General features: G+C 56.0%; 22 protein-coding genes. 19 read left to right on the forward strand and 3 right to left on the reverse strand.

Going from position 1 to position 20,597, the window contains the following annotated elements; genetic code table 11:
• Positions 1-9: 9 nt before the first annotated feature.
• The 13 genes from xerD to K2H17_RS01475 all read left to right on the forward strand — a co-directional run bounded on the left by xerD (position 10) and on the right by K2H17_RS01475 (position 11,718).
• Positions 10-918, forward strand: a complete 909-nt coding sequence (gene xerD, locus K2H17_RS01415) for a site-specific tyrosine recombinase XerD (protein WP_300130518.1) — start codon at positions 10-12, stop codon at positions 916-918.
• Positions 919-1,261: 343 nt separating this feature from the next.
• Complete coding sequence (locus K2H17_RS01420) at positions 1,262-2,518, forward strand: DUF3575 domain-containing protein (RefSeq protein ID WP_300130521.1); 1,257 nt, start codon at positions 1,262-1,264, stop codon at positions 2,516-2,518.
• Positions 2,515-3,483: a DUF5119 domain-containing protein gene (locus tag K2H17_RS01425; RefSeq protein ID WP_300130524.1), complete on the forward strand. Its 969-nt coding sequence runs from the start codon at positions 2,515-2,517 to the stop codon at positions 3,481-3,483. The genes K2H17_RS01420 and K2H17_RS01425 overlap by 4 nt, the downstream gene beginning before the upstream one ends.
• Positions 3,484-3,538: 55 nt before the next feature.
• Positions 3,539-4,639 (forward strand): fimbrillin family protein, encoded by a 1,101-nt coding sequence (locus K2H17_RS01430; RefSeq protein WP_300130525.1) that lies wholly within the window; start codon positions 3,539-3,541, stop codon positions 4,637-4,639.
• A gap of 373 nt (positions 4,640-5,012) precedes the next feature.
• A complete protein-coding gene (gene greA, locus K2H17_RS01435) occupies positions 5,013-5,483 on the forward strand; it encodes a transcription elongation factor GreA (RefSeq protein WP_300130527.1) in 471 nt (156 codons plus the stop codon).
• Positions 5,484-5,508: 25 nt separating this feature from the next.
• Positions 5,509-5,919, forward strand: a complete 411-nt coding sequence (locus K2H17_RS01440) for an HIT family protein (protein ID WP_300130529.1) — start codon at positions 5,509-5,511, stop codon at positions 5,917-5,919.
• Positions 5,920-5,935: 16 nt separating this feature from the next.
• Entirely contained in the window at positions 5,936-6,826 is an 891-nt protein-coding gene (gene menA, locus K2H17_RS01445; RefSeq protein ID WP_300130532.1) for a 1,4-dihydroxy-2-naphthoate octaprenyltransferase, read from the forward strand.
• A 41-nt stretch (positions 6,827-6,867) separates the two neighbouring features.
• Entirely contained in the window at positions 6,868-7,158 is a 291-nt protein-coding gene (locus K2H17_RS01450; protein ID WP_300130535.1) for a hypothetical protein, read from the forward strand.
• Positions 7,159-7,219: 61 nt separating this feature from the next.
• On the forward strand, positions 7,220-7,582 hold the full coding sequence (locus K2H17_RS01455; RefSeq protein ID WP_300130537.1) for a hypothetical protein: 363 nt from the start codon (positions 7,220-7,222) through the stop codon (positions 7,580-7,582).
• 121 nt (positions 7,583-7,703) lie between these two features.
• Positions 7,704-8,441 (forward strand): type III pantothenate kinase, encoded by a 738-nt coding sequence (locus K2H17_RS01460; protein WP_300130538.1) that lies wholly within the window; start codon positions 7,704-7,706, stop codon positions 8,439-8,441.
• Positions 8,431-9,678, forward strand: coding sequence for a hypothetical protein (locus tag K2H17_RS01465; protein WP_300130540.1), 1,248 nt, complete (start codon positions 8,431-8,433; stop codon positions 9,676-9,678). Before K2H17_RS01460 ends, K2H17_RS01465 begins: the two co-directional genes overlap by 11 nt.
• A gap of 34 nt (positions 9,679-9,712) precedes the next feature.
• Positions 9,713-10,426: an LPS export ABC transporter periplasmic protein LptC gene (gene lptC / locus K2H17_RS01470; protein ID WP_300130542.1), complete on the forward strand. Its 714-nt coding sequence runs from the start codon at positions 9,713-9,715 to the stop codon at positions 10,424-10,426.
• On the forward strand, positions 10,423-11,718 hold the full coding sequence (locus tag K2H17_RS01475; RefSeq protein WP_300130544.1) for a hemolysin family protein: 1,296 nt from the start codon (positions 10,423-10,425) through the stop codon (positions 11,716-11,718). Before lptC ends, K2H17_RS01475 begins: the two co-directional genes overlap by 4 nt.
• Before the next feature lie 169 nt (positions 11,719-11,887).
• Here K2H17_RS01475 and K2H17_RS01480 read toward each other — a convergent pair whose 3' ends face one another.
• Both K2H17_RS01480 and xseA read right to left on the reverse strand, forming a co-directional pair.
• On the reverse strand, positions 11,888-12,238 hold the full coding sequence (locus K2H17_RS01480) for a hypothetical protein (protein WP_300130546.1): 351 nt from the start codon (positions 12,236-12,238) through the stop codon (positions 11,888-11,890).
• 158 nt (positions 12,239-12,396) lie between these two features.
• Positions 12,397-13,698: an exodeoxyribonuclease VII large subunit gene (xseA, locus tag K2H17_RS01485; protein ID WP_300130548.1), complete on the reverse strand. Its 1,302-nt coding sequence runs from the start codon at positions 13,696-13,698 to the stop codon at positions 12,397-12,399.
• A 144-nt stretch (positions 13,699-13,842) separates the two neighbouring features.
• Between xseA and K2H17_RS01490 the strand changes: the two genes are divergently transcribed.
• Complete coding sequence (locus K2H17_RS01490; RefSeq protein WP_300130551.1) at positions 13,843-15,585, forward strand: 1-deoxy-D-xylulose-5-phosphate synthase; 1,743 nt, start codon at positions 13,843-13,845, stop codon at positions 15,583-15,585.
• Positions 15,586-16,145: 560 nt separating this feature from the next.
• Here the strand turns inward: K2H17_RS01490 and K2H17_RS01495 are convergent.
• On the reverse strand, positions 16,146-16,430 hold the full coding sequence (locus tag K2H17_RS01495) for a hypothetical protein (RefSeq protein ID WP_300130553.1): 285 nt from the start codon (positions 16,428-16,430) through the stop codon (positions 16,146-16,148).
• A 307-nt stretch (positions 16,431-16,737) separates the two neighbouring features.
• Here K2H17_RS01495 and K2H17_RS01500 point away from each other — a divergent pair, with 307 nt between their 5' ends.
• The 5 genes from K2H17_RS01500 to K2H17_RS01520 all read left to right on the forward strand — a co-directional run bounded on the left by K2H17_RS01500 (position 16,738) and on the right by K2H17_RS01520 (position 20,447).
• Entirely contained in the window at positions 16,738-16,890 is a 153-nt protein-coding gene (locus K2H17_RS01500) for a hypothetical protein (protein ID WP_300130555.1), read from the forward strand.
• 250 nt (positions 16,891-17,140) lie between these two features.
• Positions 17,141-18,028 carry a DUF5106 domain-containing protein gene (locus K2H17_RS01505; RefSeq protein WP_300130557.1) on the forward strand — a complete coding sequence of 296 codons (888 nt, stop codon included), beginning with the start codon at positions 17,141-17,143 and terminating at the stop codon, positions 18,026-18,028.
• 20 nt (positions 18,029-18,048) lie between these two features.
• Positions 18,049-18,558 carry a DoxX family protein gene (locus K2H17_RS01510; RefSeq protein WP_300130560.1) on the forward strand — a complete coding sequence of 170 codons (510 nt, stop codon included), beginning with the start codon at positions 18,049-18,051 and terminating at the stop codon, positions 18,556-18,558.
• A gap of 107 nt (positions 18,559-18,665) precedes the next feature.
• A complete protein-coding gene (mnmA, locus tag K2H17_RS01515; protein ID WP_300130562.1) occupies positions 18,666-19,742 on the forward strand; it encodes a tRNA 2-thiouridine(34) synthase MnmA in 1,077 nt (358 codons plus the stop codon).
• Positions 19,743-19,781: 39 nt separating this feature from the next.
• Entirely contained in the window at positions 19,782-20,447 is a 666-nt protein-coding gene (locus K2H17_RS01520; protein WP_300130565.1) for a bifunctional nuclease family protein, read from the forward strand.
• Positions 20,448-20,597: the final 150 nt, after the last annotated feature.

Below are 20,597 nucleotides of genomic sequence, written 5' to 3' on the forward strand. Positions count from 1 at the left end.
ACAATCCCGATGCGCGACATCCTTGACATCCGGCGAATCCTCGACGACTATGACGCCTATCTGTCCGTAGAAAAAGGCATGTCGGAAAACACCCGCGCGGCCTACCGCCGCGACATCGACAAGCTCCACGCCTGGCTCACCTCCGGCGGTCTCGGACTGCGCGATGTGACGATCGACACCCTGCGCCAGTTTCTCGGCGACCTCCACGACGTAGGCATCGCCGAACGTTCCCAGGCAAGAATCGTCTCAGGCCTGCGGTCATATTTCTCCTTCCTGAGCATCGAAGGCTACCTCAACCCCAACCCCTCCGAACTTCTCGAACAGCCGCGCACCGGCCTCCACCTGCCCGAAGTCCTCACCCAACAGGAAATCAACGATCTCGTCAGCGCCATCGACCCCGACAAAGCCGAAGCCACACGCGACCGCGCCATCATCGAGACCCTCTACGGCTGCGGACTCCGCGTCAGCGAGCTTGTCAACCTTGAAATCTCGAAGATCTATGGCCGTGAAGGCTATCTGATTGTCCGAGGCAAGGGCAACAAGGAGCGGATGGTCCCCATGTCGGAAGTCTCGCTGACCGAAATAGGCAACTACCTCCTCGACCGCTCCTACCTCGACATCAAGCCCGACAGCCGCGACATCCTCTTCCTCAACCGTCGCGGAGGACGCCTCACCCGCACACGCATCTTCCAGATTGTCAAGGATCTCGCAGCGGCAGCCGGAATCCGCAAGACAATCTCCCCCCACACCCTGCGCCACTCCTTCGCCACCCACCTGCTCGAAGGAGGCGCCAACCTGCGCGCAATCCAGCAGATGCTCGGCCACGAAAGCATCGCCACGACCCAGATCTACATCCACCTCGACAACACCACCCTGCGCGACGACATCCTCACCTACCACCCCCGCAACCACCATTAACAATTTAAGAGGTTTTTAATATAGTTCGTTGTTTAATAACAATAGTTAAACAACCTCTAAACCTATCGTAAATCTAAAGCCCATTATTTAACCCCTGCAATAAGGTTGAATAATAAATTAATTACCCCCCCCAATTTAGTTAAAATAAGTTAACCATTTGGGGGGTTATATTTATGCTTACATTTGCACGCAACAATTTTTAAACCTTTGTTGCAAAACGCCGGATTTAAACCTTGGCCGGCTCCAAAACCGCCAGCTATTTTTTAGACTCCCACATAACCTATTTAACCAATCAACCGGACGTAAACACTGCAAACCTCGTCCGAGCAACATGCTCTCACAGATGAAAAAGCTATTTTTTCTCATTCTGTTGGCCGGATTTCTACAAACTGCCCATGCCAAGTCGGTGCTGACCGACTCGGTTGACATCCGCTTCAGGGTTGCCAAGACAAACCTCGACCCCGACTTCGCCAACAACCGACATGCGTTAAAGCGCATCGCTGACTCACTCCAGAACGGCTACTCAGACTCAATCTACCGCCTTACGCGCGCCATGGTGATCGGCGCAGCATCGCCCGAAGGCTCGGTGACGCTAAACCAGAAGCTCTCTGAAAAGCGCGCGCAGTCAATCTTCGGCTACCTCCAGCGCTACGGCAAACTGCCTGAAAACATGACCACTTTCAAGTTCCTCGGTCGTGACTGGAGAGGCCTTCGCGAACTCGTCCGCAAGGACTACGGCGTCCCCTCGCGCGAACGCGTCCTTGAACTCCTCGACGAAATCATCTATGAAGTCGACGAAGACTCCCCACGCGCCGAGACCGGCTTCAACCGCCTCAAAGCCCTCGCCGGTGGTGCCCCCTACCGCTACATGCTCAAATACCTCTTCCCCGATCTCCGCTCGTCGAAACTCATCGTCTGGTATGAACGCATCCCCAACCCGACCGTAATCTACCAAAAAGGAGAGACGGTCCATCACCGCGACACACTCAAAATCGAAAAAATCGTCCGCGACACCGTCATTGTCCGTGACACCATTCCCCGCATCTGCCCCAAAACGCCCTGGTACGCAGCCATCAAGACCAATATGCTCTATGACGCCCTCCTCGTCCCCAACATCGGAGTCGAAGTAGCCTTCGCCGACCGGTGGTCAGTAGCTGCCAACTGGATGTACGCATGGTGGGACTGCGACAAACACCACCGCTACTGGCGTATATACGGCGGTGACATCGAAGGCCGCTGGTGGTTCGGCAACCTCGCTATGGAGAAACCCCTCCAGGGCCACCACATCGGCGCCTACGGCCAGCTCCTCACCTATGACATCGAAAACGGCCACCGCGGATGGCAGGGTGCCAAATACAACTACGCCGCCGGTTTCTCCTACGGCTTCGCCCTCCCCATCGCCCGCCACCTCAACCTCGATTTCGACCTCGGTCTCGGATACATGTGGGGAAAATACAAAACCTACAAACCCATCGACGGCCACTACGTATGGCAGTCAACAAAAAAACGCAAATACTTCGGACCGACCAAAGTTGAAGTCTCTCTCGTATGGCTCATCGGCACCGACAACTACAACAAAAAGAAAGGAGGCTCGAAATGAAAATCCTCAACTGTCTGAAAACACTCACAGCCGCAGCTGCCATCTCGCTCGGCTTCAGCTCTTGTGACCACAAACCGCTCTGCTACACCCACCCCCACTATGCCGAAGTCCGGGTCGAGTTTGACTGGAGCGAGAACACCTCAGGGACAATCCCCGAAATGATGAGCGTCTACGCCTATCCCCGCGAGACCGGAGGACCGTATGTCCGCTTCGACATTGATGCCGTTGAAGGAGGCACCATCGAGCTCCCCGTGGGCGAATGGGACTTCCTGACAGTCAACCCGACTTCATCCTACATCCAGTTCCGCGGCCATGAGACCCACAGCACCTTCGAGGCTTTCACCCGCGAAGCCAACCCGATGGAGTGGCTCAGCCGCTCCTCACGCGCCATTCCCCGCGCCAAGGGGGCCGAGGATGAAAACGTCCGCATCGCCCCCGACGAACTCTGGCACCAGACCCTGCGCAACTTCCGGATTGAAGAGGGTGTCCACTCCTACTCCGTGGTATTCACTCCGACCGACCCCCTGAGCAACTACACAGTCGAAATCCGCAACATCGAGAATCTCAGGCATGTCCTCAAGATTTCAGGCACCATCTCAGGTCTCGGTGAATCCATGTTGCTGACCAACCGTACCCACATGGGAGCTCCGGTCACCATGCCCTATCCCACCGACAAAGTCGACGAGAAAACAGTCATCAGCCGCTTCCGCACCTTCGGTCGTCACACCGATGCCAAAGCCCACAAAATCATGGTCTACTGCATCATGGCCGACGGGAAGCAGTATTACACCGAAGCCGACGCCACCCAGCAGGTTGTGGGTGCTCCCGACCCGCGCAACGTCCACATCATCCTCGACGGCCTTGACCTGCCAAAGCCTATCGAAGGTGGTTCCGGACTGGACGTCGACATCAATGACTGGAATGAAATTGAAATTGACATCATCCTGCCGGGAATCAATGACTGAACTCATTCATAATAACCTACATAACATTTTAATTAACTATTAATCACCTTTTCTTATGAAAAAGTATTCAATTCTTCTCATGGGAGCAGCCATCGCCATGACCTCTTGCTCCTCTGACGAAACCGCAGACCTCAATAGCGGTGCCGAAATCAAAATCACAGCCAACGCGGACGCTCAGAGCCGTGGCATGAGTTACTATCACAACATCGAGCAGTTCCACATGACAGCTCTCTCTCCTGACGGAACAACCTATCTCAACGACGTGGTTATGGACCGTCAGAGCGGAATTTCTTCCTTCAAACCTTCGACTCCCATCTACTGGCCCGGCACAGGCAATCTCGACATCTACGCCTACGCATCTCAGCGCAAGGCGGTTAACGGCGTGACCATCAACAAAAACACCAAGAAAATCGAAAACTTCATGCCCGCAGCCAATGTCGAGGACCAGTTTGACCTCGCCTGCGTCGCCAAGACAGCCGTCCGTCCCACTGACCTCAACACTCCGGTACACCTGCTGTTCAAACATGTACTCTCAAGCCTTTTCTTCCGCGGCAGAACATACAATAAAAACTACGACGTGAAAATCAAGCAGATGAAGCTCATCAACTTCGTCGGCAAAGGTACCTATACTTTCGAGAATGCCGTTCCCGAACCCAACTCCAGCTACAAAGTCTGCGGCTCATGGAAACTCGACAATTCCATGCTGACCGACTACAATGGCGCAGAACGCACCGAAGACCTCCTCATTCCCGTATCCGACCGTAACTCTGTTACGGACCAACACACTCCCGGCCTCACCGGCAACGGTGTAAGAGAGAGCTTCTATGTACTTCCCCAGAACCTGACCGGCTGGTCTACAACCAACAAGAATGGTGCCCGCATGGCCTTCCTCGTATCTTACACAAGCAAAGAAAACGGCAAATCTGTCATCGAAAAGACCGATGCCGAAGGTTACGCATGGGTTTACGCTCCCTTTGAATATACCCTCAACCCCGGTTGCTCTTACACGTTCACCATCGACTTCACCAACCTTGGTGGCAAGGGCATCAACGATGAAACCCTCGTCCATACTCTCAATATCACCTGTGACATTGATGGTATGTATGGAGCTTCTCAGAGCTATACCCACGATGCCAACATCACTCTCGAAAAGTAAGAGTCGGTTAAATAACCATCTCTAAAAGAGCGAAATAACTAAAACGAATAAGAAATAAGTACAATTTAGATAGGTAGGACAAAATTCTAAAAAATTATTACTTATTTATTATCGGGCCGGAGACTCCGTCAGGCGTCTCCGGCCATTATTTTTGTCATGACGCGTCCGCAAGCCCCAAAACGGCCAAATCCTTAAACCATGTTAAATCGGTTTGGAAACCCGATTATTTCCACTACCTTTGCAAAAGTCAATCGCTGACTTCTGGAGCAATTCCAGACAACTGATAATCAACTCAATCCGTTAGGGTCTCGTAGCCGCAAGCATCGGGATTCTTTATTTTTTAACTCCCTCTAACAAAAACTCCACTGAAATCATGGCTATAACTTTCATGACCAAAGAAGGTTACAAGAAAAAAATGGAAGAAATCGCGTTCCTCGAATCTGTTGAACGTCCCCGCATATCCGCCGCAATCGCAGAAGCCCGCGACAAGGGCGACCTTTCGGAAAACTCCGAATATGACGCCGCCAAAGAAGCTCAGGGCATGCTCGAAATGAAGATTTCCCAGCTCAAAGACCTCGTTGCCAACGCCCGAATCATCGACGAAAGCAAGCTCAACAACGAAGAGGTCCAGATCCTCAACCGCGTAAAGATCAAGAACACGGCCAACGGCATGACTATGGAATATACCATCGTCGCCGACTCCGAAGCAAATCTCAAGGAAAAGAAGATCGGCTCAAGCACCCCCATCGCCCAGGGTCTTCTCGGCCACAAGCTCGGCGAAATCGTAGAGATCAAAGTCCCCGCAGGACTCATGAAATTCGAAATCGTCGAAATCAACTTCTGATCCGGTCCCGGTAAAAATCAGCGCTATGTCAACCATCTTCAGCAAAATCGCCGCAGGAGAAATTCCCTCCTACCGCGTGGCCTCCGATGACCGCCACTACGCATTCCTTGACATAAACCCCGTGGCTCCCGGCCACGTGCTCGTCATCCCCCGCAAGGAGGATGACTACATCTTCCATCTTGCCGACGACGACTATCAGGCTCTGACACTCTTCGCAAAGCGTGTAGCCGAAGCCATTCAGGCCGCCGTGCCCTGCAAGCGCGTGGGCGTGGCCGTGATCGGCCTTGAGGTTCCCCACACCCACATCCACCTCATCCCGATCAACACCGAAGCCGACATGGACTTCAGGCATAAGGTAGAGCTCCCGGCTCAGGAGATGGAAGACATCGCCAAAGCCATCGCCGCCAAATTCGACGAACTCAACCCCGCAGAATAACCACTAAGAGGCTGCAATGATGAAAAGATCCAAAACCGCCTGCTGGATTGAGGCCATGCGCCTACGCACACTTCCGGTCTCGCTTGCCGGAGTGATCTACGCAGCCGGTCTCGGACTTCTCTCATGGCGTTTCAGCCTCATTCCGGCCCTGCTCTGCCTGATTTTCGCATTGCTCGCACAGATCGCCTCGAACTTTGCCAATGAGTATTACGACTTCAAAGGCGGACTCGACAAAGCCGGACGCCAAGGTCCGCGCCGTGGAGTCACCGAAGGCGACATCACCCCTGCGGCAATGAAACGCGCCACATTCGCCACACTCACAGCCGCCTGCACAGTCGGCTGCGTGCTGGTCGGCCTTTACGGCCCCTGGTGGATGTATCTCGCAGGCATCGCAACAGCCCTCGGAGTCATGGCTTACAGCACAGGCCCTTACCCGCTGTCGCACCACGGATTCGGAGAAGCGGCCGTTGTCTGCTTCTTCGGCATCGTCCCCGTCACCCTGACCTTCATGCTCATGGGCGGCCCCTTCGGATGGTGGCTTCTGGCAGCAGCGGCAGGAATCGGACTGATGGGAGCCAACGTGCTCATCGTCAACAACTACCGCGACATCGACGACGACCGCGCCGTCGGCAAGCGCACTCTTGCCGTGCGCCTCGGCCTGAGATCCATGTCGGCGATCTACCTCGCCAACGGCATCCTGGCCGTCATCCTGACCCTCCCGCCCTGGCTCGCCGCCGGACCCGTCTGGTGGCCGGTGCCCGCGCTCTACCTCTGCGGCCACATCTTCCTCTACCTCCGGCTCACACGCCTGATCGGCTCCCGCCTCAACCCGCTTCTGGGCATGACGGCAGTGCTCATGCTCGTCTATGCCCTCGGCTTCCTGCTGACCGTCCTGGCCGCAGCCTGATCTGTCAAAATCTCTCAAACCACTCACTCTACTCTTCAATCATGAGCAACTTCTACGCCTGGTGCAAACGCTATCTCTCCCTGACACTGCTTGCCTCGTTAGTGGTAGGAGCCCTCGTGCTCTTCTTCAACGAGAACTCCCTGCTGCGCACGGTCGAGCAGGAGCGGCGCATCACCGAACTCGAAGCCAGCATCAGCGAAGCCACTGACACGCTCAACTATTACCGCGGACTCAACCACTCGCTTGACACCGACAAGGAAACAATGGAGCGCATTGTCCGCGAACAATACCACATGCAACACCCCGACGAGGATGTCTACCTCTTCGAATAAGAGGGTGTTTCATCACAAGAGTTAAACAACCTCTAACTCTCCATCCACCCCGACGCCACAAATGAACCGAAAATCAGCATCAGACATCATGGTCACTGCCGGGCTCCTCGCCATCATGGCAGCCGCCCTCTTCCCGCTGCTCCACATGGCCGCCATGTGGGGCCGTTATGTATATGCAGCCGGCTCCCTCATCCTCCTGGCCGGACGTTTCATCGCCCCGAAAGTCAAGGACGCCCCTCTGCGCCTGCGCCGTCTCATCAGAGTCGAGATCTGGACCGCACTGATCTTCATGGCGGGAGCCGTATTCATGTTTGTCCCCTCCGCCGGATCGACAGACTGGATCGCCTTCACACTGGCCGGAGGCCTGCTGACAATCTACACCTCCGTGATGATTCCGAGGCAGAAAGCTGATAATAAACGTTAAAACAGCAGCCGATTACGCCGCTTTACACATAGGGCAGTGCAAAAATCACAGGCTTATGACCGTGAAATTGCCACATTATTAGTAATTTTGCCACGCAAAAAACAAAAGCCACCGCCACTGAATGTCGCAATATCTGACAATTGACCAAGGCAACACCGAAGCGAAGATCTCGCTTTGGGAAGACAAAGAACTCGTTGACACAGTCATCGAATCACGTCTCACACCCTCCTCCGTCGAGGATTTCGTCGGCGGACGCCGCCTCAAGGGCGCCATCTACTGCTCTGTGGTTCAGAACAACGGCCCGGTCATCAACAAACTCAGCCATCTTGCGCGCTGTGTCTACCGGCTCTCCCCCTCCACTCCGCTGCCGATCCGCATCGACTATGCCACACCCCAGACCCTCGGAGTCGACCGCATAGCCTCAGCCGTCGGCGCCTGGAGCGACTTCCCCGGACGAGACATCCTCGTCGTCGATGCCGGAACAGCCGTGACCTACGACTACGTGGACTCCACCGGCACCTACCGCGGAGGCAACATAGCCCCCGGCATCAACATGGAGTTCAAAGCCCTCAACCAGTTCACAGCACGTCTTCCGCTCGTGCCCTTCCCTGAGCACATGCCGGAACTCCGTGACAAAATAATCGGACGCGACACCGTCGAAGCCATCACCCTCGGCGCCGTTTACAGCGTTGTCGCCTCCATCGGATATTATCGCAGCCGCCTGCCAAAGGACACCGTCATAGTCCTCGGCGGAGGATGCGGCCATCATCTCGCTTCTCTGTGCGACTTCGATGTTCTCCCCGACGAACATCTCGCCAGCAAAGGATTAAACAGAATTTTGCTTTACAATGAAAATTAAGTCATTTCTCCTCCTCGCCCTTCTCGCCATGAGCGCAGCTCCTGCCGCCGTGGCCCAGACCACAAGTCCGTATTCAAAATTCGGCTATGGCCTTCTCGGCGACAACGCCACATCCGCCCAGCGTCAGATGGGCGGCGTCGGCTATGCCATGCGTTCCGGAAGACAGATCAACGTCATGAACCCGGCGTCCTATGCCGCCATCGACTCGCTGACATTCCTTTTCGACATGGGAGCAGATGTCTCGATGTTCTGGCGTGAAGACCACACCGGCAGCTCGCATGACTGGGGTGGCGGACTTGACTACATCACAATGCAGTTCCCCGTCACAAGCTATATCGGTGTCAGCGCAGGTCTCCTCCCCTACACCTCCGTAGGCTATTCCTTCGGTTCCGACATCGAAAACGGCGTGGCCTCCCATCAAGGCTCAGGCGGCATCAACCAGCTCTATCTCGGAGCCGGTATCAGACCATTCAGAAACTTCTCTGTCGGATTCAACGCAAGCTACCTCTTCGGCAATATCTACAATGATGTCTACGCCACCGGAACCTCCTCGACCCTCTTCGAGCAGGTGATGGAAATCCGGGACTTCCACTTCCAGTTCGGCGCGCAGTACACCCTCAACCTCTCGCGCAAGAACGATCTGACCCTCGGCGTAACCTATTCGCCCGGAAAAACCCTCCTGGGCAAGACCTACCTGCTGAAATACGACACATCACAGGACAATGCTCCTGAACCCACAAAAGAAAACACCGTCAGCCTGCGCAACAGATTCTCCATCGCCGACAGCTGGGGCATCGGCCTCAACTACGAATGGAACAAGCAGTTACAGGTCGAGGTCGACTACACCTATCAGAACTGGTCAAAAGCCAAATTCACTGAAATCGACGACTTCTCGGCCACCCGCTTCGACGACCGCTGGCGCATCGGCGCAGGTCTGAGCTACATCCCCAATCCTCATGGCGGCTACTTCAAGCGCATCACCTACCGTGCCGGCGGATTCTACAACCGCGACTATGTGATGGTCAAGAACAAAGACACCTACAACAACGTCCGCGACTACGGCGTCTCCTGCGGTTTCGGCTTCCCGACCGCCAAGTCAAAGAACGTAATCAACCTCGGTTTCGAATATCATCACCGCCAGTCGACACCCAACGCTCTTCTGACCGAAAAATATTTCAACATAACCCTCGGCATCAACTTCAACGGCCTCTGGTTCTACCAGCAGAAACTCCGTTAAACAAAGCCATACCAGTCACACCATTCCAGCCGCCATGCCGTCATCAACCTCAGCCACACGTCTGCGTCTGCTGCCCGCCATGATCCTCGTGAGCATAGTCGGCGCCTCGTTTGTCGTAAGCGGCTGCAAGGACAACGACCCGGTGACCACTGGCTCGGTCGATCCCTCCCGCACACCGACGATGCTGACCCGCGATGTCGAGACCCTCATCTCCGACTCCGGAGTGACCCGCTACCGCATCGTCACCCCCCTCTGGTATGTCTACGACGAAACCCCGGAACCATTCTGGCGCTTCCCCGACGGACTGAAGCTCGAACGCTACGACAACTTCTTCCGTACAGAAGCCACCGTAGTGGCTGACTCGGCCACATATTTCAAAAACAAACAGCTCTGGCGCCTTGACGGCAACGTCAGCCTGACCAACGTGATGAACGAGAAATTCCAGACCAACCAGCTCTTCTGGGACCAGCGTCAGGAGAAACTCTACTCCGACTCCTTCATCCACATCGAACGTCCTGACAAAGTGCTCGAAGGCTACGGCTTCGACTCGAACCAGAACCTGACCCGCTACACAATCCGCCGCGTCTCCGGCATCTTCCCTGCGGGCGCGTTCCAGCCCGGCGGCAACAATAGAGGCAGCAACAATAGTCCGGCTGCAGCCCCCGTGCCTGCCGACACTGCTGAAAAAGCCGAAGCTCAAAGCGCAAAACCCTCTCCGCAGCAACAAAATCCACAAGCAAAACAATGACACTGACCGCCTGGCTCATACTCGCACTGATCTCCCTCTGCTTCTCCGCACTTTTCTCAGGTGTGGAGATCGCCTATATTTCAGCCGACCGTGTCCGCGTGGGTCTTGACACCAACCGCGGAGGCATAATCAACAACATCATAGGCCGTTACTACTCCCATCAGGATTTCTTCATCTCCACAATCCTCGTGGGCAACAACATCATGCTCGTGATCTACGGCATGGGGGCCGCAGCCCTGCTCGAACCCTGGATCGCAGAGCACATCTCCGCCAATCAGGCCGTCATCCTGATACTCCAGACCATCATCTCGACCCTCGTCATACTCTTCACCGGCGAATTCCTCCCGAAATCAGTGTTCCGCATCAATCCCAACACCTCGCTGCGCGTTTCGGCCCTCCCGGTCTATTTCTTCTACATTGTCCTCTACCCGATCTCCTGGTTTACCTCCTGGCTGTCGAAAATGCTCATGCGCATTGCCGGCATCAAAGCCGAGGACACCCGGCTCGGAGTCCTGTCGATCAACGAACTGAACGACTATCTCGACACCAAGATCGACGACCTTGAAAACCCCGAAGAGGTGCAGGTTGAAAACGAGGTCAAGATCTTCCACAACGCACTCGACTTCTCGACCACCCAGCTGCGCGACTGCATGGCACCGCGCAACGAACTCGTGGCCGTGGACATCGACTCGACCACCCGCGACGAGCTTTCGGAACTCTTCACCTCGTCGGGCCGCAGCAAGATTCTTGTCTACCGCGACGACATCGACAACGTTGTGGGCTATGTCCACGTCTCTGAGCTCTTCGACCCCGCAAGCGACTGGAAAGAACACATCAAAGAGGTGCTCTACGCCCCTGAAACCCTCCTGGCCAACACGATGATGCGCCGTCTGCTGAGCGAAAAGCGCTCGATGGCTGTGGTCGTCGACGAATTCGGAGGCACAGCCGGACTCGTCACCCTTGAAGACCTCGTCGAGGAAATCTTCGGCGACATCCAGGACGAGCATGACAAGACGCGCCTGACAGCTACCGAGATCGCCCCCGGCGTCTTTGAATTCTCAGGCCGCATCGAAGTCCGCACCCTCCGCGACGACTTCCGTCTCGACATCCCCGAAGATGATGAATACCAGACTCTCGCCGGCTATCTGATCCATTCGACCGGCACCCTGCCCGCTCAGGGAGACAGCTTCGAGATCGATGGTCTGAAATTCACCGTCCAGACCCGTTCGGCAACCCGTCTGGACCTCATCCGCATCGAGAAACCTGCGGCTGACCAGTCAAAAGAATCCTGATCCACAGCACTGAAATCCGACAGTTCAACACCGGAATCCAATCACCCGGCACCCACAGACTAACCCCGGTCGGGGACGGCTGTTGCGGTGGTGGAAGTGCAACGGCAGACGCCTTAACGACCGGGGCAGGGTTGGTGTGTTGATGTTATGATATTAGGGGCGATATCCTTCAATCAAGTTTATCGGCAAGGTTCGACGCAGTGTCGGCGATTGAATTCAGAGCGCTCGCAGCTCCTGACTTGATCTTCTCGACCAGCGGTGACGACTTCTCTTTCAGATCGTCAAGCTTGTCTGACAAAGTCTCTTTCGCATCGGCAATCTTATCGGCAAGATTTTCCTTGGCCTGAGCCAACTGCTCTTTAGCGGTAGCCTTGGCTTCAGCGGCTGTCGCTTTGATTTCAGCCTTGTCGGCCTTATACTGGGCCTTTGCGGCGACTTCTGCCGCCTCGGCACTGACTTTTGCGGCCTGTGCGGACACCTGGCCCGCACGATCGGCAATGTTCTGCTGCTTGGATTCCATAATTATCAGTTTTTATGAGTTATTTTATTACGATTCACACCGTAATAACACCTGCACACATGGGCAGGTTGCAGCAGATTCCCTTAAATGAATTTAAGAAAGTGTTAAAAAACAAGAGCGCCTGGGTGACGCTTATCCGCAGTAGAGGGTTGCAGCGGTCATTCGGCCACTGACCTGACGGTGCCGTCGGCCAGAGTGGTCTCGATGACAGCACCCGGCGCAATATCGGCTGCCGACGTTACGGCGTGGCCGTCAACACGGGTGATCGAATAGCCGCGCCGCAGAGTGGCCATCGGCGAAAGCACCTCAAGGAGTTTTCCTGCGGAATCGAGGCGCGATTTCTGACGCTCGACAGCCGCCGCGGCAAGGGCCGGAATGCGCTCTGAAATCATGTCGAGCTGCGAAAGACGCGGTCGCAGCCTCCCTCTGACGGTCTCGCCAAGAGCCATCGCATAGCGGTCGAGCCTGCGGGCTGAATTCTTCAGAGCCGTGGCCGGAAGATGGGGCAGAGTAGCGGAAACGTATGACAGCTGTTCGCGCGCCGCACCGATCATCGACGAAGCAGTGTGGTGAATCTCGGCAGCGAGAGAGTCAAGACGGTCAAGCGCCTCAGTGCCGCGCCCTATCAGCCACTCGGCAGCGGCAGTCGGGGTCTTGACCCTCATGTTGGCCACATAGTCAAGCACTGTGACATCCCGCTCATGACCGATGCCGATGATCACCGGAAGCGGGAACTGGGCGATGTTGGCCGCAAGATCATAGTTTTCAAAAGCCGCGAGATCACTCGTGGCACCACCTCCGCGGATGATCACCACCCCGTCCCATAGATCCTCGTCGGCGGCAATGGCTTCGAGAGCCGAGATGATCGCCGCTGGAGCCTCCCGACCCTGCATCAGTGCCGGATAGAGACTGACGGAAAAACGCAGCCGGCGGCGGTTGGTGAAGAGCTGATGGATGAAATCGCCGTAGCCCGCCGCACCGGGAGCGGAGATCACGGCTATGCGCGAGGGCACTTCGGGCCACTCAAGCTCGCGGTTGAGATCAAGCACACCTTCCTTCTTAAGCCTGGCAAGGATTTCGAGACGCAGACGCATCAGGTCGCCCATCGTGTAGGCAGCGTCGATATCGGTTATGTTAAGCGACAGTCCGTAGGAGGGATGATAGCTGACCGACACCAGCACCCTGACTTTCATTCCGCTCGCCAGACGGCTTCCGGTCGAGGCGGTGAAGTCGCCGTCGATACGAGCCAGGGCCGAACGCCAGATTGTGGCGCGCATACGGGCCACGGGTTCTCCGGTCGACGGATCTTTCTGAATCAGTTCGAGGTAACAGTGCATGGCACGGCGGACATCGGAGGTCTCCGCCGTCACCCAGACATTGCGCAGCGACGGTTCGGAGGCAATCACCCCTCCCAGCCGCGATGTCAGTTGTTCAAGAGTCAGAGTTTCGCTATTGTTCATGAGTGCAAATTTACGGAAATTCGGGTTAGTGTTACCCAAAAACGGGTAAAACATCAGTCGGAAATATGAGTTAATTTTGCAATGCGGAAGTCCGTACATCAGTCCGGCCCGTCCAACAGGCATATTCACAAAATCAACACATATATGAAAACAGATCTTTCAGCCATCCACTCGCCCGCCGACATCAAAAACTTCAGCCTCTGCGAACTGACCGACCTGAGCGCTGAACTCAGAGCGGTCCTGATGAAGAAACTCTCGGTCCGCGGCGGCCACGTAGGCCCCAATCTGGGGGTGGTCGAAGCAAGCGTGGCGCTCCACTACGTGTTCGACGCCCCGACAGACCGGCTTGTTTTCGACGTGAGCCATCAGACCTACATCCACAAGATGCTCACGGGCCGCATCGAAGCCTTCACAGATCCGGCCCGCTACAATGAAGTCACGGGCTATACCTGTCCGCGCGAAAGCGACTATGACCTCTTTGAAGTAGGCCACACGTCGACATCAATCGCGCTCGCCGTCGGACTCGCCAAGTCGCGCGACCTCCGGGGCGGCAAGGAAAACGTGGTCGCATTCATCGGCGACGCATCTCTCGGAGGAGGCGAGGCTCTTGAAGGCCTCAACTTCGCACCGACACTCGGAAGCAACTTCATCGTGGTCCTCAACGACAACCAGATGTCGATCGCCGAGAACCACGGCGCCCTCTTCGACCACCTGAAATCTCTGCGCGACAGCAACGGGACAGCGCCTGACAACATCTTCCGCGCCCTGGGCTATCAATACATCTATGTCCGTGACGGCAATGACCTGCACTCGCTGATCAAGGCATTCGAAGCCGCCCGCAACGCGGATCATGCGGTGCTCGTTCACATCAACACCATGAAAGGAGCAGGTCTTCCCGCCGCCGAAGCCGACAAAGAGACCTTCCACTACGCCGGCCCCTTCGACCTGAAGACAGGCGCCCCGCGCAACGACAGTCAGGCTGAAAGCTATACCGACATCTTCGCGCGCCACATGCTCAGCCGCATGCAGTCCGACAGCCGCATCGTCAGCCTCACCGCAGGCACACCGGGAGCCATCGGCTTCGGACCCGAACGCCGCGAAGCCGCCGGAAAGCAATTTGTCGACGTCGGTATCTGCGAGCAGGCCGCCGTAGCAGTGGCCGCAGGTCTTGCCAAAGGAGGTAGCCGCCCGGTGTTCGGAGTGATGGCAACCTTCATCCAGCGGTCCTACGACCAGCTCTCGCAGGATGTGGCGATCAACCGGCTTCCGGCCGTATTCGTCGACTTCGCCGGAGGCATCTGGGGCATTCCCGACATGACCCACCTCGGCTTTTTTGACATTCCGATGATCTCCAACATTCCTGAGATCGTCTTCCTGGCCCCGACAAGCGCCGAGGAATATCTCTCGATGCTCGACTGGGCCATTGAACAGACAGAACATCCGGTGCTTGTGCGCACACCGGGAGGCCCTGTGGTCCACAGCGACCGCCCGACAGATGCCGACTTCTTCCGCTATGACATTGTCAGCGAAGGAGAAGAGATCGGCATAATCGGTGCCGGAGACTTCTTCGGAATCGCCTCGGAAGCAGCCTCCCTGCTGCGTTCCGAAGGAAAAAATCCCGTGCTGATCAATCCCCGCAATCTCTCGCATCTTGACACTGAGTGTCTTGACTCGCTGAAATCACTGAGTAAAATCGTCACCCTCGAAGACGGCATTGTCGACGGAGGCTTCGGTCAGAAAGTGGCCGCCTACCTCGGAGACTCCGACGTCAAGGTCATAGCCCTCGGCCTCAAGAAGGAATTCCTTGACCGTTACGACGCCTCCGAAGTGCTTGAGGCCAACTCTCTGACACCCTCACAGGTCGCCGCTCTGCTCCGCGACTGCTGAGAGGATCAAGTGGATGTTGCAAAACCTGCCAAGGCTGATCGAGGATGGTTTTGTTACATCCGCTGCTTCGTGTCTGCTTATTGCGGTTGGGCGGGTTGCGGTGGATGCGGATGCTCCGTGGAGCGGCGTTCCATACTTGTAGGGCTGCACCACGGTGCAGCCGTTTCACGCGGGAAAACCGAGTCCGGGGATCACGCGGGAATGGCGGATGCTCCGTGGAGCATCCCTACAAGAGGGTGGAGGCGGTCGCAGCCGTCTCACGCGGAAAAACCGAGTCCGGAGACCACGCGGGAATGGCGGATGCTCCGTGGAGCATCCCTACAAGAGGGTGGCGGCGGTCGCAGCCGTTTCACGCGGAAAAACCGAGTCCGGAGACCACGCGGGAATGGCGGATGCTCCGTGGAGCATCCCTACAAGAGGGTGGAAGCGGCGGTGGCAGGCAGGCCGCGTTAGCGGTCGGGAGAATCCAGGCCACTGCAAGGGCCGCATCGCGGTCCGCAGCTGTGGTAAAACGTCATTCCCCAAACCGACAGAGCGCCGTAGGTGCGAAACATGTGGGCCTACTGACGGGCCAGACGGCGCGTCAGACGGTTTGCCGCACGGCGTGAACGCTGGAGAGCCTTGTCGATCTCCATGCGCAGCAGATTGAAAACCAAAATAACAGTAGTGTCAGAGCCGTTTGGAGGCAGAGAGCCGTCAGCCATATACCGGTCGATACAGCCCATGGTCTCCTCAGCGGCATCCTCGCGGCCTACGAGTCTCAGAGACTCCCTGACGCGGCTTGTGATCGTGGAATAGAATTTTTTTGATACCGGACACAGCGGTTTTCGGGTATGTTTTTTCATAGAGCAGTGAAATTTTGGAGAGGTAGTGATTATTTACTGCAAAGATACAAGCTCAAAAGCCCGGATAAGTGCGATAATGCGGAGCGGGTGAAAAAATTTTCCCGGTTTCGCACCTACGGCGCTCTGTTGGGGTGGAGGTCGCTTAATTACCACAGCTGCGGACACCTACGGCGCCCTTGCAGTGGCCTGAATTCTCCTGACCGCTGACGCGGCCTGCCTGCCACGCGCCTGATGCGGACACCTACGGCGCCCTTGCAGTGGCCTGAATTCTCCCGACCGCTGACGCGGCCTGCCTGTCCCGCGCCTGATGCGGACACCTACGGCGCCCTTGCAGTGGCCTGAATTCTTCCGACCGCTGACGCGGCCTGCCTGCCCCGCGCCTGATGCGGACACCTACGGCGCCATTGCAGTGGCCTGGGTTCTCCCGACCGCTGACGCGGCCTGCCTGTCCCGCGCCTGATGCGGACACCTACGGTGCCCTTGCAGTGGCTTGGATTCTCCCGACCGCTGACGCGGCCAGCCTGTCCCGCGCCTGATACAGACACGCTACGGATGCGGCCCAATGCTGAATTGCCGGGGCGCGAGGGGCCTGGGGCGGAAGGATGGGCAGATATTAGCATTTATTAATAGACGGGCACGGGTTGATTTTTTCGCTTTTAATAGATTTTATTTATCTTTGTGATTGCAAAATTATATATCAACCAAAGCGAATGAAGATCAAACAATTGATTTTCTGCCTTTTGCTCTTTCTCGGTGTGAGTTTCGGGGCCAAGGCAGACACATATTTCCAATATCCCATAGTGCCTGATTCAATCAAGCTCTTCCAGAGCCGCTGCGACTACATGGCACGCCATTTCTGGGATTTCTGTGAGCTGAAAAAGGCTTTTTCGGCCAAACAGAAGATGGCCAACGAGTTTAATGTCTATATCTCGATCCTGCGCAATGCCACTCCCGATTCGGCAATAGCATCGGTCAACCGTTTCACAAAAAAACTTGAGAAGCAGCCCGCCGACCAGCTGTTCATGGCCGAATGCGCCGAAAACATCCTCTACGGAGATACGGCTGAGATGTGGATCGACGAACTCTATCTGCCCTTTGCCGAAGCCGTCGCAGCCAACAAACGCATCGACAAAGCCTCGAAGGCCCGCTTCGCCCATCAGGCCAAGATACTGAAGAACTCGATGACCGGCAAGCCCGCCGGCTCACTCCCCTACACCACCCGCGAGGGACAGAACCGCAATCTGGACAACGACTCGGCCCAGGTGCTGGTGGTGTTCTTCAACGATCCGGACTGCGACGACTGCAACTTGGCCCGTATACGCCTCGACGCCGACATCTCCATGTCGGAACTGATCAGCGAGGGGAAGGCCAGAATCGTGGCGATCTCGCTGACAGAGCCGTCGGAGGAATGGAAACAGTCGGTCAGCTCTTTTCCGACAAGCTGGACCGTCGGGGCCAATCCCGATGCCGACCTGACGATAGATCTCCGAAGCGGCACTCCCGACTTCTACATCATCGACAAAAACCACAACATCCGTTTCAAACATCTGACAATCGACCAGGTGCTTGACGTGGCCCGACAATTAAAGAAACGCTAACCAGAGACACCCCAAAAACAATGAGCTGGTACAATTCATGGCCGGTCAACTGCTTCGTCAAGCTTTCCGGCTATACATATTCAAACCTCGCGCGACTGTTCATCCGCCTCTTCGTCGGAATTATGCTGCTTCAGTTCGGCATACGCCATCTGGTCAATTACAGTGTGCTCAGCCACTCTTTCCCGACGGTGCTCAACATGTCGCCTGAGTGCTCGCTGATCATAATGATCACCATCGAGCTTGTGTGCTCGCTGCTGATCATGGCAGGCTTCATGACCCGCCTTAGCACCATCCCGCCCATCTGCGCCATGATCGCCGCCGAGTACTATATCCTGCATGACATGGTGCCATTCCTCCCGGTCTACGGTCTGGACAGCACCGATCCCGGCTATCTGCCGATCATGTTTATCGGAATCTACTTCTACCTGCTCATCGCCGGACCCGGCAAAATCTCGCTCGACTACTTCATCTCGCTCTATATCATCAACCTCAAAGGCAAATCCGAGGAAGAGGAGATGGAAGAAGTCTGACACGGATCTCTCCTCCACAGAACCACATTCGCAAGAACCGACGTAACGCCGTCACCTGCGAACGTTTTTAACTATTGTTGTTATTAAACACCCTCTAAAGACTCTGAATGAAGATAGCGGTACTGATATCAGGAGGCGTTGACAGCGCCGTGGCCGTCCACCGTCTGGTGGAAGAAGGCCATGACCTGCACCTTTTCTATATAAGGATCGGACTTGACAACGGCGAGGGCGACTGCTCGGCCGAGGAAGACATCGAGATGTGCACGTTCATAGCCCGCCGCTACGGACTGCCATTCGATGTGGTCTCGCTCCATCAGGAGTATTGGGACAACGTCATGGACTATGCCCTCCGGACCGTCCGCGCCGGACTGACTCCCAACCCCGACATCATGTGCAACAAGATGATCAAGTTCGGATTTTTTGAAGAACGCTGGGGCCATGAGTTCGACAAGACCGCCACAGGCCACTATGCGACCACCCACGAAATCGACGGACTTGTCTATCTCGGCACCGGAATCGATGCAGTCAAGGACCAGACCGACTTCCTCTGCCGCATCTCCTATCCGCAGCTGAGCCATCTGATGTTTCCGATCGGCGACCTGCCCAAGAGCCGCGTCAGGGAGATAGCCGTCACCACTCAGCTCCCCAACGCCTTCCGCCGCGACAGCCAGGGGATCTGCTTCCTCGGCAAGATCAACTACAACGACTTCATCCGCCGCCATCTTGGCGAACGTCCGGGGCCGATCATCGAGATCGAGACAGGCCGCAAGCTGGGCGAACACCGCGGATTCTGGTTCCACACAATCGGGCAGCGCAAAGGCCTCGGCCTGAGCGGAGGTCCGTGGTATGTGGTGAAGAAAAACGTCAACGACAACGTAGTCTACGTCTCGCAGGGCTACGACACAGAGAAGCAATACGGACGCCTGATCCATCTCGACGAGATGCACTGGATCACCCGCGATCCGTGGGCCGACAGCTGCGACGGAGTAGAGATCAGATTCAAGAACCGCCACTCGCCCGATTTCCTGCCGGCCCGTCTGAGCCGCATCGGCGAAGGAGAATATATCATTGACTCCGAAGTCCCGGTCCAGGGGATAGCCCCCGGCCAGTTCGGAGTCATCTACGACCGCGACGCCCGCCTCTGCTACGGCAGCGGAGTGATCACAGGCCGTAACATTTCATAGATACGCACAACCAACAGAGAGAAACATCCAAACACAACAATGTCAGAGAACGACGAAAACCGGGTCAGGCTCAAAGTGATGGGCCTCTCGTATAGCCAGATCCAGACCGGAGCCTACGCGCTGATTCTCGCGCAGGCCGGCGGTCCGATGCGCATCCCGGTGGTAATCGGCGCCGCCGAAGCACAGTCGATAGCGCTGAAAATGGAAAGCATCACCCCTCCGCGGCCCATGACCCACGACCTGTTCGTGAGCTTCGCCCACGCCTTCGGAGTGAAACTGACCGAGGTGTTCATCTACAAGTTCGAAGACGGAATCTTCTCATCGGAAATCACATTCACGGACGGCGATCGCACAGTGACGATCGACTCCCGGACAAGCGACGCCATCGCCATCGCCATGCGCACAGGCGCCCCGATCTACACCACCCGGACAATCCTTGAGGAAACCGGCTTCGAAATGGAGATCGCCGATGAAAATTCCGATGACGAAAACGCAGCTTCAAACCCTGAGGCCGACGAAACTGACGCCAACACTGAGCCAAAACTGGAAAACTATGCGGTCGAGGAACTCGAAAAGACCCTCGCGCGCCACATCGAGCGCGAAGAATACGAGGAAGCCGCCCGCGTGGCCGAAATCCTGAAGCGCAAACGCGGCAACTCAGCCGCTCCACTCTCCGGCGACAATCCCGACGACCTAACCGATTAAAAACAGCCGACATTCGATAACATAAAAATTTCTAAGAGGTTGTTTAAAAACAAGAGCTAAAATCTGAGTGGTATATCTTTTAGATAAATTGTTGTAAATGAGAAAGGAGAATAGCGAGCTATGCGACTGACGAATTTCAACAATTTAGCA

The sequence above is a fragment of the Duncaniella sp. genome, assembly GCF_029054785.1.
In the GTDB taxonomy this organism is placed as follows: Bacteria; Bacteroidota; Bacteroidia; order Bacteroidales; family Muribaculaceae; genus Duncaniella.

Bases quoted from the DNA above. Each gene is read 5' to 3' on its own strand.
- K2H17_RS01420 (WP_300130521.1), top strand. From the start codon at position 1,262: ATGAAAAAGCTATTTTTTCTCATTCTGTTGGCCGGATTTCTACAAACT.
- mnmA (WP_300130562.1), top strand. From the start codon at position 18,666: ATGAAGATAGCGGTACTGATATCAGGAGGCGTTGACAGCGCCGTGGCC.
- lptC (WP_300130542.1), top strand. From the start codon at position 9,713: ATGCCGTCATCAACCTCAGCCACACGTCTGCGTCTGCTGCCCGCCATG.
- K2H17_RS01475 (WP_300130544.1), top strand. From the start codon at position 10,423: ATGACACTGACCGCCTGGCTCATACTCGCACTGATCTCCCTCTGCTTC.
- K2H17_RS01455 (WP_300130537.1), top strand. From the start codon at position 7,220: ATGAACCGAAAATCAGCATCAGACATCATGGTCACTGCCGGGCTCCTC.
- menA (WP_300130532.1), top strand. From the start codon at position 5,936: ATGATGAAAAGATCCAAAACCGCCTGCTGGATTGAGGCCATGCGCCTA.
- K2H17_RS01480 (WP_300130546.1), bottom strand. From the start codon at position 12,238: ATGGAATCCAAGCAGCAGAACATTGCCGATCGTGCGGGCCAGGTGTCC.
- K2H17_RS01450 (WP_300130535.1), top strand. From the start codon at position 6,868: ATGAGCAACTTCTACGCCTGGTGCAAACGCTATCTCTCCCTGACACTG.
- K2H17_RS01465 (WP_300130540.1), top strand. From the start codon at position 8,431: ATGAAAATTAAGTCATTTCTCCTCCTCGCCCTTCTCGCCATGAGCGCA.
- K2H17_RS01510 (WP_300130560.1), top strand. From the start codon at position 18,049: ATGAGCTGGTACAATTCATGGCCGGTCAACTGCTTCGTCAAGCTTTCC.
- K2H17_RS01425 (WP_300130524.1), top strand. From the start codon at position 2,515: ATGAAAATCCTCAACTGTCTGAAAACACTCACAGCCGCAGCTGCCATC.
- K2H17_RS01490 (WP_300130551.1), top strand. From the start codon at position 13,843: ATGAAAACAGATCTTTCAGCCATCCACTCGCCCGCCGACATCAAAAAC.
- K2H17_RS01495 (WP_300130553.1), bottom strand. From the start codon at position 16,430: ATGAAAAAACATACCCGAAAACCGCTGTGTCCGGTATCAAAAAAATTC.
- greA (WP_300130527.1), top strand. From the start codon at position 5,013: ATGGCTATAACTTTCATGACCAAAGAAGGTTACAAGAAAAAAATGGAA.
- xerD (WP_300130518.1), top strand. From the start codon at position 10: ATGCGCGACATCCTTGACATCCGGCGAATCCTCGACGACTATGACGCC.
- K2H17_RS01430 (WP_300130525.1), top strand. From the start codon at position 3,539: ATGAAAAAGTATTCAATTCTTCTCATGGGAGCAGCCATCGCCATGACC.
- K2H17_RS01505 (WP_300130557.1), top strand. From the start codon at position 17,141: ATGAAGATCAAACAATTGATTTTCTGCCTTTTGCTCTTTCTCGGTGTG.
- K2H17_RS01520 (WP_300130565.1), top strand. From the start codon at position 19,782: ATGTCAGAGAACGACGAAAACCGGGTCAGGCTCAAAGTGATGGGCCTC.
- K2H17_RS01460 (WP_300130538.1), top strand. From the start codon at position 7,704: ATGTCGCAATATCTGACAATTGACCAAGGCAACACCGAAGCGAAGATC.
- K2H17_RS01500 (WP_300130555.1), top strand. From the start codon at position 16,738: ATGCGGACACCTACGGCGCCCTTGCAGTGGCCTGAATTCTTCCGACCG.
- xseA (WP_300130548.1), bottom strand. From the start codon at position 13,698: ATGAACAATAGCGAAACTCTGACTCTTGAACAACTGACATCGCGGCTG.
- K2H17_RS01440 (WP_300130529.1), top strand. From the start codon at position 5,509: ATGTCAACCATCTTCAGCAAAATCGCCGCAGGAGAAATTCCCTCCTAC.